General features: G+C 62.2%; 9 protein-coding genes. 7 read left to right on the plus strand and 2 right to left on the minus strand.

Annotation, left to right across the window (positions count from 1 at the left end; all coding sequences use genetic code 11):
* Window positions 1-199: 199 nt before the first annotated feature.
* From ACE04F_RS08705 to ACE04F_RS08720, 4 genes are read left to right on the plus strand one after another with little or no spacing between them, the layout of a single operon-like run.
* Window positions 200-865: an amino acid ABC transporter permease gene (locus ACE04F_RS08705; protein WP_434626602.1), complete on the plus strand. Its 666-nt coding sequence runs from the start codon at window positions 200-202 to the stop codon at window positions 863-865.
* The gene (locus ACE04F_RS08710; RefSeq protein WP_486105911.1) at window positions 846-1505 is read left to right on the plus strand and encodes an amino acid ABC transporter permease; all 660 of its coding nucleotides are present in this window, start codon (window positions 846-848) and stop codon (window positions 1503-1505) included. The genes ACE04F_RS08705 and ACE04F_RS08710 overlap by 20 nt, the downstream gene beginning before the upstream one ends.
* Entirely contained in the window at window positions 1502-2284 is a 783-nt protein-coding gene (locus tag ACE04F_RS08715; RefSeq protein ID WP_486105913.1) for an amino acid ABC transporter ATP-binding protein, read from the plus strand. The genes ACE04F_RS08710 and ACE04F_RS08715 overlap by 4 nt, the downstream gene beginning before the upstream one ends.
* Window positions 2281-3162 (plus strand): transporter substrate-binding domain-containing protein, encoded by an 882-nt coding sequence (locus ACE04F_RS08720; protein ID WP_486105915.1) that lies wholly within the window; start codon window positions 2281-2283, stop codon window positions 3160-3162. Before ACE04F_RS08715 ends, ACE04F_RS08720 begins: the two co-directional genes overlap by 4 nt.
* Window positions 3163-3306: 144 nt before the next feature.
* On the opposite strand, the gene ACE04F_RS08725 is transcribed toward ACE04F_RS08720, so the two are convergent.
* The gene (locus ACE04F_RS08725; RefSeq protein ID WP_486105917.1) at window positions 3307-4467 is read right to left on the minus strand and encodes an AAA family ATPase; all 1161 of its coding nucleotides are present in this window, start codon (window positions 4465-4467) and stop codon (window positions 3307-3309) included.
* Window positions 4468-4592: 125 nt separating this feature from the next.
* On the opposite strand from ACE04F_RS08725, the gene ACE04F_RS08730 reads away from it, so the two are divergent.
* The 3 genes from ACE04F_RS08730 to ACE04F_RS08740 are packed head-to-tail and all read left to right on the plus strand — an operon-like array spanning window position 4593 to window position 9798.
* A complete protein-coding gene (locus ACE04F_RS08730; RefSeq protein WP_486105919.1) occupies window positions 4593-5696 on the plus strand; it encodes an efflux RND transporter periplasmic adaptor subunit in 1104 nt (367 codons plus the stop codon).
* On the plus strand, window positions 5693-6757 hold the full coding sequence (locus ACE04F_RS08735; protein WP_486105921.1) for an efflux RND transporter periplasmic adaptor subunit: 1065 nt from the start codon (window positions 5693-5695) through the stop codon (window positions 6755-6757). Before ACE04F_RS08730 ends, ACE04F_RS08735 begins: the two co-directional genes overlap by 4 nt.
* Window positions 6754-9798 carry an efflux RND transporter permease subunit gene (locus tag ACE04F_RS08740; protein WP_486105922.1) on the plus strand — a complete coding sequence of 1015 codons (3045 nt, stop codon included), beginning with the start codon at window positions 6754-6756 and terminating at the stop codon, window positions 9796-9798. Before ACE04F_RS08735 ends, ACE04F_RS08740 begins: the two co-directional genes overlap by 4 nt.
* Window positions 9799-9996: 198 nt before the next feature.
* On the opposite strand, the gene ACE04F_RS08745 is transcribed toward ACE04F_RS08740, so the two are convergent.
* On the minus strand, window positions 9997-11145 hold a 1149-nt coding region (locus ACE04F_RS08745), incomplete at its 5' end, for a heavy metal translocating P-type ATPase (protein ID WP_486105924.1).

An 11145-nucleotide genomic window follows, 5' to 3' on the forward strand; every position in this document is an offset into this window, starting at 1 on the left:
AGCAAGCCCCCCCGCCACAAGATCAAAAGCGGTTTCACGCCGCCAATCGACCAGGAATAGTTTTTCGGGTGATATCGATATGCTTTAACGGTATTTAAATTCCAATTCTTATACCTTTAAAGTCAGCGCTTGCCGAGCAGCTACCCGCTGCCCAAGGACCGCGCTACCGCCGCTTATCGAGCGGCGTCCAGGATGTCCAATGAACTTCGATTACGCTTTTATCCTCAGCACCCTCCCGGCGTTTCTCAAGGCCGTGGGCGTGACGCTGCAGGTTGGCCTTGTCGCCATCGTCACCTCGCTGCTGGTGGCGCTGTTGAACGCGACGATCCTGGTGTCGCGCACGCCTTACCTGCAACGGCTGGTCGGGCTGTATGTGGAGTTGGCGCGCAATACGCCGCTGTTGATTCAATTGTTCTTCGTCTATTTCGCTTTGCCGGCGCTGGGTATCAAGGTTTCGGGGTTTGCCGCAGCGATTATCACCATGACGTTCCTGGGCGGTGCCTACCTCACGGAAGTGCTGCGTGCGGGCGTGGACGCGGTGCCGCAGGCGCAATTGGAATCCGGTCGCTCCATCGGCCTGTCCCACGGGCAATTGCTGCGCTACGTGATCCTGCCGCAGGCCGGGATTCTCAGCCTGCCGTCGCTGTTCGCCAACTTCATTTTCCTGCTGAAGGAGACGACCGTGGTCTCGGCCGTGGCGGTGCCGGAGATTCTCTACACGACCAAAAGCTACATCGCGCTCTACTACAAGACTTACGAAATGCTCGCCGTGCTGACGTTGATCTGCGTGCTGCTGTTCTTGCCGCTGTCGCTGCTGCTCAGCCGTCTGGAAAGGAGGCTCCAGCATGGCCAGTTCGGGTCTTGAGTTGTTGTGGGTGTCGTTGCCGCAACTGGGCAAGGGCGCCGCGCAGACCTTGTCGATCTCTTTCCTGGGCATCGCCTTCAGCACCGTTGGCGGCGTGCTTTACGGCGTGTTGCGTACGCTGGGGGTGAAGTGGCTGGACGCAGTCCTGCGAGTCTACCTGGAGCTGTTCCGAGCAATCCCGGTGCTGGTCTGGTTGTACCTGCTGTTTTTCGGCTTGCCGATTTTTTTCGGCCTGAGCATTCCAAGTTTCTGGTGCGCGGTCCTGGTGCTGTCGCTGTGGGGTTCCAGCGAGGTCGGCGAGGTGGTGCGCGGCGCCTTGCATTCGTTGCCGCGGGGCCAACGCGAGGCGGGACTGTCGATTGGCCTGAACGGTACGCAACTCTACGGCCATGTGCTGTTGCCGCAAGCCCTGAGACGCATGACGCCGCCGACCATCAACGTCTACACGCGCATCATCAAGACCAGCTCCCTGGCGGTGCTGATCGGCGTGGTGGACGTGATCAAGGTCGGTCAGCAGATCATCGAGCGGACCTACGAATCGGTGCTGATCTACGGCGCATTGTTCCTGTTTTTCTTTTTCATCTGCTACCCGCTCTCGGCCGCCTCCCGCGTGCTGGAGCGGCGCTGGACGCAAGCATGAGCGCACTGATCGAATTCAAGGGCTTCAACAAATTTTTCGGCGAACAGCAGGTACTGGACGGCATTGACCTGCAAGTGCAGGTCGGGGAAGTGATCGTCATCCTCGGCCCCAGCGGTTGCGGCAAAAGTACCCTGTTGCGGTGTCTCAACGGGCTGGAAGTGGCCCACAGCGGCAGCCTCAAATTGTCCGGTCGTGAGTTGCTGGACAAAGGCACCGATTGGCGCGAGATACGGCAACGGATCGGCATGGTGTTCCAGAGCTACCATCTGTTCCCGCACATGAGCGTGCTCGATAACCTGCTGCTCGGCCCGGTCAAAGTGCAAAAGCGTGACCGCGGTGAAGCGCGCGCCCAGGCCGAAGCCTTGTTGGCCCGTGTGGGCCTGTTGGACAAACGCGATGCTTTCCCACGCCAGCTCTCCGGTGGTCAGCAACAACGCATCGCCATCGTTCGCTCGCTGTGCATGAACCCTGAAGTCATGCTGTTCGACGAAGTTACTGCCGCCCTCGACCCGGAAATGGTCAAGGAAGTGCTGGAAGTCATCCAGGGCCTGGCCCGCGAAGGCATGACGCTGTTAATCGTCACCCACGAAATGGCCTTCGCCCGCGCCGTGGCTGACCGCATCGTGTTCATGGATGCCGGACGGATCCTTGAACAGAACCCTCCCGGGATTTTCTTTACGAACCCGCAAACCGCACGAGCGCAGCAGTTCCTGGAGAAGTTCTCCTACGTCGCCGCACTACCTCAATCGACTCAAACAAAGGAACTGCAACTGTCATGAAAACTGCCAAGTCTTCTCTGCTGCTATTGCCGCTGCTCACTGGCCTCTTGCTGGCCGGCTGCAACAAAACCGAAGAACCGCCGAAGCCCAATGCCGCCAGCCAAGGCACCGCACCGGCCAGCTATCTGGAAAAGATCAAGGCGCGGGACAAGCTGATCGTCGGGGTCTTCACCGATAAGCCGCCGTTTGGCTTCGTCGATGAGGCGGGACGTTATGTCGGCTTCGATACGGACATCGGCCGTCGATTTGCCAAGGACTTGCTTGGCGACGAAAACAAGGTCGAATTCGTTGCAGTCGAGCCGGCGAGCCGGATTCCGTTCCTGCAAAGTGACAAGGTCGACCTGATTCTGGCCAACATGACCGTCACTCCAGAGCGCAAGGAAGCGGTGGATTTCACCAATCCGAACCTGAAAGTCGCGGTGCAGGCGCTGGTGCCGCAAGCCAGCGAAGTGAAAACCCTTGATGACCTGGCGACCCGCACCACCATCGTCACCACCGGCACCACGGCGGATATCTGGCTGACCAGGAATCATCCGGACTGGAAGCTGCTCAAGTTCGAGAAAAATTCCGAATCCTTGCAGGCACTTGCCAACGGTCGAGGCGATGCGTATGCGCAGGACAATCTGGTGCTGTTCAGCTGGGCCAAGCAAAACCCCGGCTATCGCGTGCTGGAGGAGAAACTGGGTGCCGAAGCGCCGATTGCCCCGGCGGTGAAGAAGGGCAATATCGAACTGCGTGACTGGGTCAACGCCGAACTGGCGAAGCTGGGTGAAGAGAAGTACCTGCTCAAGCTATACGACCAATACGTGCGCAAGGAATTGAGCGACGACACCAAGCCTGAGAGCGTGATTGTCGAGGGTGGCAAGTGGCAGGGGTGAGCCGCTGATTTTCGGGTAAATCTTCCGATCGCCATCGCGAGCAAGCTCGCTCCCACAATGGATCTTCAGTGGACACAGTTCTGTGGCCATATGGGAATCCTGTGGGAGCGAGCCCGCTTGCGAAAGCGGTTTGTCAGTCACTACTTATTCAGGCCAATGCCATGCCGGCTCATCCAGCATCCGCTGTCCGACGATTGCGGTCTGTCCCAAGTCTTTTTCCAGCACGATGCAATTGCAGTTTTCATCCTGCTCCAGCGCGGCGATCAGGCGTGTGGCATGGGAGACGACCCAGACTTGGCAATTGGCCGAAGCGCGGATGATCAAGCGCGCCAGGGCGGGCAACAGATCCGGGTGCAGGCTGGTTTCCGGTTCGTTGAGCACCATCAGCGAAGGCGGGCGCGGCGTGAGCAGGGCGGCTACCAGCAGCAGGTAGCGCAGGGTTCCATCGGACAGCTCAGCCGCCGACAACGGTCGCAGCAAGCCATGTTGCTGAAAGGCGATGGCGAAACGTCCGCCCTGCAGTTTGTCGATGTGCAGTCGAGCCCCGGGAAACGCATCGCCAATGGCCGCGTGCAGGGCTTCGAAGTCGCCGATCTCCAGAATCGTTTCCAGCGCGGCGGCGAGGTCACGTCCATCGTGGTGCAACACCGGGGTGCGCGTGCCCAGTTGCGGCTGGCGCGCCGGGGCGTCGGCATCGCTGCGAAAGTGGTCATAGAAGCGCCAGCGACGAATGAACTCGCGCATCTGCAAGACCTCCGGCGAAGCGCGCAGGCTGCCGACCTGATCGAACAGGCTGTCGAAGGTCGGGGTGTGTTGGGCCAATACCTCCCAGGAACGGCTTTCGCGGGCGCGAATCATCGGCCCGTTGCGGTCCACCAGCAGCCTGGCAGGCCTGAACACCGGCCCGGCCCAGATGCATTCGCGCTTGATTTCAGGGTCCAGTGCAAACGCCGAACGACTGGGTTCGGGCAAGCCCAGGGCGATCGAGTAACTGAAGTCTTCACCGGCGAATCCAAGACGCAGGCGCTTGCTGCCCTGGCGTACGATGCCCTGGACAGGTACTTCGCCGTTACGCATGCGTCGGCTGATCTCTTCCGGACCGGCCCAGAACGTCGAGTCCAGTCCGCCTTCACGGGCCAGGGCGTTGACCACGCCGCCCTGCGCCGTCTCCGCCAGCAAGCGCAGGGCGCGATACAGGTTCGATTTGCCGCTGCCGTTGGGTCCGGTGATCAGGTTCAGCCTGCCCAGCGGGATGACCAGCTTGTTGATGGACCTGTAGTTGGCCACCGCCAGGGTCGTAAGCATGCGAATTCCCTTTGTACATGGATGTCACAGACGAGTCTGCCCGATTGCTGTGCATTCGGTGAACCCTGTTCTAAGCTCACAGTCGTATCGTCACTGGTACGTCCGTACAACGCAAAGGAGTCTGCATGGCTGGTCCCGGAATCAAATTGATTGTTGGCTTGGGCGTGTGTGCGGTGTTGACGGGGTGCGGTGACAAGAAGCCCGAAGAAAAAGCCTTGCCACGGGTTTTTGTGCAGCAGGCCATATCCTCCGAATACGCCGCCTCGGTGACGCTTACCGGCGATGTCCAGGCTCGCGTGCAGACCGACCTGTCGTTTCGCGTCGGCGGCAAGATCATCGAGCGTAAAGTCGACGTCGGCGACCGGGTCTCGGCCCGGCAAGTGCTGGCCCGGCTCGATCCACGGGACCTGCAGACCAACGTCGATTCCGCCGAAGCCCAGGTGGCCGCCGAACAGGCGCGGGTCAAGCAGAGTGCGGCGGCTTTTGTGCGCCAGCAGAAGCTCTTGCCCAAGGGCTACACCAGCCAGAGCGAATACGACGCGGCCCAGGCGCAACTGCGCAGTAGCCAGAGCGCGCTGACGGCGGCCCAGGCGCAACTGGCCAATGCCCGCGAACAGCTGAGCTACACCGCGCTGATCGCCGAGGCGCCGGGCATCATCACCGCGCGCCAGGCCGAAGTGGGCCAAGTGGTCCAGGCCACGGAGCCGATCTTCAGCCTGGCCCGGGACGGCGAGCGCGACGCCGTGTTCAACATCTACGAGTCGCTGCTGAGCGAGCCGCCATCGGCCCCGGACATTGTCATCAGCCTGCTCGACAACCCTGCCATCAAGACCACCGGTACGGTGCGCGAGATCACCCCGGCGGTGTCCGCCGAGACCGGCACCGTGCAGGTCAAGGTCACGCTCAACGACTTGCCCGAAGGCATGCGCCTGGGTTCGGTGGTTAGCGCCACCGCCAAATCCGCAGGAAAAACCGCCGTGGAGCTGCCCTGGTCGGCACTGACCAAGAATCTCAGTAATCCGGCCGTGTGGCTGGTGGACGGCGAGGGCAAGGCGCAATTGCACAACGTCACCGTCAGCCGCTACCTGACCGGCAAGGTCGTCGTCAGCGACGGGCTCAAGGGCGGCGAAAAAGTCATCATTGCCGGCGGGCAATTGCTTCATCCGGGCATGCGCGTCGAGATCGCCGAAAACAACTATGGGAAAAACCCGCCAGGAGCCCAGCCATGATGCGCCTGTGGATGGTCGCGGCCGGCCTGCTGCTGGCCGCCTGCTCGAAAGAGGAAGCACCGCCGGAGCCGGTGCGGCCGGTGTTGTCCATTGAGGTCCGGGCCTTGGACCAGCAGGCTCTGGGACGCTTCGCCGGGAATATCCAGGCGCGTTACGAGACCAACGTGGGTTTTCGTGTGCCGGGGCGCATCGCCAGTCGCAACGTCGATGTCGGCGCGGAAGTGAAGAAGGGCGACCTGCTCGCAACCCTCGACCCCACCGACCAGCAGAACCAGTTGCGTGCCGCCCAGGGCGACCTCGCGCGGATCGAGGCGCAGTACATCAATGCCCAGGCCAATGCCCGTCGCCAGCAGCAATTGTTCGACCGTGGCGTCGGGGCCCAGGCGCAACTGGACATCGCCCAGACCGACCTGAAGACCACCGCCGCCACCCTGGAACAGGCCAGGGCCACGGTGGAACAGGCCCGCGACCAGCTCAACTACAGTGAACTGCGTACCGACCATGACGCGGTCGTCACCGCCTGGACGGCCGAGGCGGGGCAGGTGGTGACCGCCGGCCAGCAAGTGGTGACGCTGGCCCGCCCGGACGTCAAGGAAGCGGTGATCGACTTGCCCGCCGGGCTGGCCGAGCGCCTGCCCGAGGATGTGGTGTTCGAAGTCGCCGCGCAACTCGACCCGGCGACCCGCACCACGGCCATCGTGCGCGAGATCGAGCCCCAGGCGCAAAGCGCCACCCGCACGCGCCGCGCGCGTCTGACTCTGACCGATACACCGCCAGGCTTTCGCCTCGGCACCGCCATCAGCGTAACCCTGAGCTCGGCCATCGAACCGCGTATCGAGCTGCCGCTCAGCGCATTGCAGGAGGTTGATGGCAAGGCGCGTATCTGGCTGATCGATCCGCAGAGCCAGACAGTTTCGCCACGAGAAGTACAGATTATCGAGCGATCGGCCGGTTCGGTGCTGGTCGCCAACGGCATCAAGCCCGGCGACCGCGTGGTCAGCGCCGGGGTGAACAGTCTCCAGCCGGGGCAAAAAGTGAAACTCGACGAGGACGCACGATGAAAGGGCCTTTCAACTTATCCGAGTGGGCCCTGCGGCATCAGTCTTTTGTGTGGTACCTGATGTTCGTCGCATTGCTGATGGGCGTGTTCTCTTACATGAACCTGGGCCGCGAGGAAGACCCGTCGTTCACCATCAAGACCATGGTCATCCAGACCCGCTGGCCCGGCGCGACCCAGGAGGAGACCCTCAAGCAGGTCACCGACCGCATCGAAAAAAAACTCGAGGAGCTCGATTCCCTCGACTACGTCAAAAGCTATACCCGGCCGGGGGAGTCGACGGTGTTCGTGTACCTGCGTGATACCACCGGCGCGGAGGCAATCCCGCAGATCTGGTACCAGGTGCGCAAGAAAATCGACGACATCCGCGGCGAATTTCCCCAGGGCCTGCAGGGGCCGGGGTTCAACGACGAGTTCGGTGATGTCTATGGCTCCGTGTATGCCTTTACCGGCGACGGCCTGTCCATGCGCCAGTTGCGCGACTATGTCGAACAGGTGCGCGCCGAGATCCGCGACGTGCCCGGCCTGGGCAAGGTGGAAATGGTCGGCGAGCAGGACGAAGTGCTGTACCTGAATTTCTCCACGCGCAAACTCGCCGCCCTGGGCATCGACCAGCGCCAGGTGGTGCAGAGCCTGCAATCGCAGAATGCCGTGACGCCGGCCGGGGTGATCGACGCCGGGCCGGAGCGGATTTCCGTGCGCACGTCCGGCCAGTTCCAATCGGAGAAGGATCTGGCTAACGTCAACCTGCGACTCAACGATCGCTTCTATCGCCTCGCCGATATCGCCGACATCCGTCGTGGCTACGTCGACCCCGCCACGCCGATGTTCCGTTTCAACGGCACGCCGGCGATCGGTCTTGCCATCGCCATGAAGAAGGGCGGCAACATCCAGGAGTTCGGCAAGGCGCTGCATGCGCGCATGGACGAGCTGACTGCGGATCTGCCGGTGGGTGTCGACGTGCACACGGTGTCGGACCAGGCCGAAGTAGTGGAGGAAGCCGTCGGCGGCTTCACCAGCGCCTTGTTCGAGGCGGTAATCATCGTCCTGGTGGTCAGCTTCATCAGCCTCGGCATTCGGGCCGGGTTGGTGGTGGCCTGTTCGATCCCGCTGGTGCTGGCGATGGTGTTCGTATTCATGGAGTACAGCGGCATCACCATGCAGCGGATTTCCCTCGGTGCATTGATCATTGCCCTTGGCCTGTTGGTGGACGATGCCATGATCACCGTGGAAATGATGGTCACGCGCCTGGAAAAAGGCGATTCCAAGGATCAGGCCGCGACGTTTGCCTACACCTCGACCGCTTTTCCAATGCTCACCGGGACCCTGGTGACCGTGGCCGGTTTTGTGCCCATCGGCCTCAATGCCAGTTCGGCTGGCGAATACACCTTCACCCTGTTCGCGGTCATTGCCGTGGCGATGCTGGTGTCCTGGATCGTCGCGGTGCTGTTCGCCCCGGTGATCGGCGTGCACATTCTCAGCGCCAACGTGAAGCCTCACAGCAATGAGCCGGGACGGGTCGGACGGGCGTTCAATGGTGGCCTGCTATGGGCGATGCGCAATCGCTGGTGGGCGATCGGCATCACGGTGCTGCTGTTTGCGCTGGCGGTATTCAGCATGCGCTTCGTGCAGAACCAGTTCTTCCCGTCCTCGGACCGCCCGGAAATCCTGGTGGACCTCAACCTGCCGCAAAACGCCTCGATGGACGAGACGCGCAGGGCGGTCGATCGCCTGGAAGCTACGCTCAAGGGCGACCCGGACATCGCGCGCTGGAGCACTTACATCGGCGAAGGCGCGATTCGCTTCTACCTGCCGCTGGATCAGCAGCTGCAGAACCCGTACTACGCGCAACTGGTGATCGTCAGCAAGGACCTGGAGTCGCGTGCGGCCCTCAGTGAACGCCTGCAAAAGCGCCTGCGCGAAGATTTCGTCGGCATCGGCAGCTATGTGCAGGCGCTGGAAATGGGCCCGCCGGTCGGTCGGCCGATCCAGTACCGGGTCAGCGGCAAGGACATCGACCAGGTGCGCAAGCATGCCATCGAGCTTGCCACCGAACTGGACAAGAACTCGCACATTGGCGAGATCATCTACGACTGGAACGAGCCGGGCAAAGTGCTGCGCATCGACATCGCCCAGGACAAGGCGCGGCAACTGGGGTTGTCTTCGGATGACGTGGCCCGGCTGATGAACAGCATCGTCAGCGGCTCGCCGGTGACCCAGGTCAACGACGATATCTACCTGATCGATGTAGTGGGTCGTGCCGAAGACGCCGAGCGCGGTTCGCCGGAAACCTTGCAGAACCTGCAGATCGTTACCCCGAGCGGGACGTCCATTCCGCTGCTGGCCTTTGCCACGGTGCGCTACGAACTGGAGCAACCGTTGGTGTGGCGCCGCGACCGCAAGCCGACCATCACCATCAAGGCTGCCGTGCGCGATGAAATCCAGCCGACCGACCTGGTGCGGCAACTGCAACCGGACATCGACAAGTTCGCCGCCAAATTGCCGGTAGGCTACAAGGTCGCTACCGGCGGCACGGTGGAGGAAAGCAGCAAGGCCCAGGGGCCGATCGCCAGCGTGGTGCCGTTGATGTTGTTCCTGATGGCGACGTTCCTGATGATCCAGTTGCACAGCGTGCAGAAATTGTTCCTGGTGGCCAGTGTCGCGCCCCTGGGCTTGATCGGCGTGGTCCTGGCGCTGGTGCCGACGGGCACGCCCATGGGCTTTGTGGCGATCCTCGGGATCCTTGCGCTGATCGGCATCATCATCCGCAACTCGGTGATCCTGGTGACCCAGATCGACGAATACGAACGTGACGGCTACGAACCCTGGGATGCGGTGGTGGAAGCGACCGAGCACCGGCGCCGGCCGATCCTGTTGACGGCGGCGGCGAGCCTGGGGATGATCCCGATCGCCCGGGAAGTGTTCTGGGGGCCGATGGCCTACGCGATGATCGGCGGGATCATCGTCGCCACGCTGCTGACGCTGCTGTTCCTGCCGGCGCTGTATGTGGCCTGGTACAAGATCCGCGAGCCCAAGCGCGACTGACACAGATGCGGCACATTCAACATCAATGCAGGCTGATCCACCGCTTTCGCGAGCAGGCTCGCTCCCACAGGGGATTCGGGGACTGACATGGATTTCATGTCCATTCAAGACCAGTGTGGGAGCGAGCCTGCTCGCGATGGCTGCGGCATATCCAACATCAATGCAAGCTGACCCATCGCTTTCGCGAGCTCCGAATCTTTACTTGCGCAACAACCGCAACCCATTGAACACCACCAGCAAGCTCACCCCCATGTCGGCAAACACCGCCATCCACATGGTGGCGAACCCGGCGAAGGTAACCCCAAGGAAAATCGCCTTGATCACCAACGCCAGGGCGATGTTCTGCTTGAGGATGCTCGACGTCTGCCGCGACAGCCGGATGAACACGGGAATCTTGCGCAGGTCGTCGTCCATCAGGGCTACGTCAGCGGTCTCGATGGCGGTGTCGGTGCCGGCCGCCGCCATGGCGAAGCCGATTTCCGAGCGGGCCAGGGCCGGGGCGTCGTTGATGCCGTCGCCCACCATGCCGACCCGGTGACCTTGGGCATACAGCTTCTCGATGACTTGCAGTTTATCCTCGGGCAACAGGTCGCCGTGGGCCCGGTCCATGCCTACCTGCGCGGCAATCGCCTCGGCGGTGTGGGCGTTGTCGCCGGTCAGCATCAGCGTCTTGATGCCCAGGTCATGCAGTTGCCGGATCGCTTCGCGGCTGGATTCCTTGACGGTATCAGCCACGGCGAACAGCGCCAGGGGCTTGGTGCTGTCGAGCAGCAGCACGACGGACTTGCCTTGTTTTTCCAAGGCGAAGAGTTTCGCTTCCAGCTCGGGAGAGCACAGGCCCAGGTCTTCCACGAGGCGATGGTTGCCCAGGTGATAGGTCTGGCCGTCGATGTCGCCGCGAACGCCGCGCCCGGCAAGCGCCGCGAAGTTATCCACAACCTGCTGCGCCAGTTGTTTATCCACAGCCGCATGGGCAATCGCCTGGGACACCGGATGGTCCGAGCGCGCCGCGAGGCTGGCGGCCAGGGCCGGTGCGGTGGTTTCCACGCTCGGGTCGAGTGCCAGGTAATCGGTCTGCACCGGTTTGCCGTGGGTGATCGTGCCGGTCTTGTCCAAGGCCAGGTAATCGAGCTTGTAACCGCCCTCCAGATACACGCCACCCTTGACCAGGATGCCTTTGCGCGCTGCGGCGGCAAGGCCGCTGACGATGGTCACCGGAGTGGAGATCACCAGCGCACACGGGCAGGCGACCACCAGCAGGACCAGCGCCCGGTAGATCCAGTCGAACCAGACTGCGCCCATGAACAGCGGCGGGATGATCGCCACAGCCAAGGCCAGGGCAAACAC

It is taken from the genome of Pseudomonas sp. AGC41, from assembly GCF_057334555.1.

Bases quoted from the DNA above. Each gene is read 5' to 3' on its own strand.
- ACE04F_RS08735 (WP_486105921.1), top strand. From the start codon at position 5,693: ATGATGCGCCTGTGGATGGTCGCGGCCGGCCTGCTGCTGGCCGCCTGC.
- ACE04F_RS08725 (WP_486105917.1), bottom strand. From the start codon at position 4,467: ATGCTTACGACCCTGGCGGTGGCCAACTACAGGTCCATCAACAAGCTG.
- ACE04F_RS08705 (WP_434626602.1), top strand. From the start codon at position 200: ATGAACTTCGATTACGCTTTTATCCTCAGCACCCTCCCGGCGTTTCTC.
- ACE04F_RS08720 (WP_486105915.1), top strand. From the start codon at position 2,281: ATGAAAACTGCCAAGTCTTCTCTGCTGCTATTGCCGCTGCTCACTGGC.
- ACE04F_RS08715 (WP_486105913.1), top strand. From the start codon at position 1,502: ATGAGCGCACTGATCGAATTCAAGGGCTTCAACAAATTTTTCGGCGAA.
- ACE04F_RS08740 (WP_486105922.1), top strand. From the start codon at position 6,754: ATGAAAGGGCCTTTCAACTTATCCGAGTGGGCCCTGCGGCATCAGTCT.
- ACE04F_RS08730 (WP_486105919.1), top strand. From the start codon at position 4,593: ATGGCTGGTCCCGGAATCAAATTGATTGTTGGCTTGGGCGTGTGTGCG.
- ACE04F_RS08710 (WP_486105911.1), top strand. From the start codon at position 846: ATGGCCAGTTCGGGTCTTGAGTTGTTGTGGGTGTCGTTGCCGCAACTG.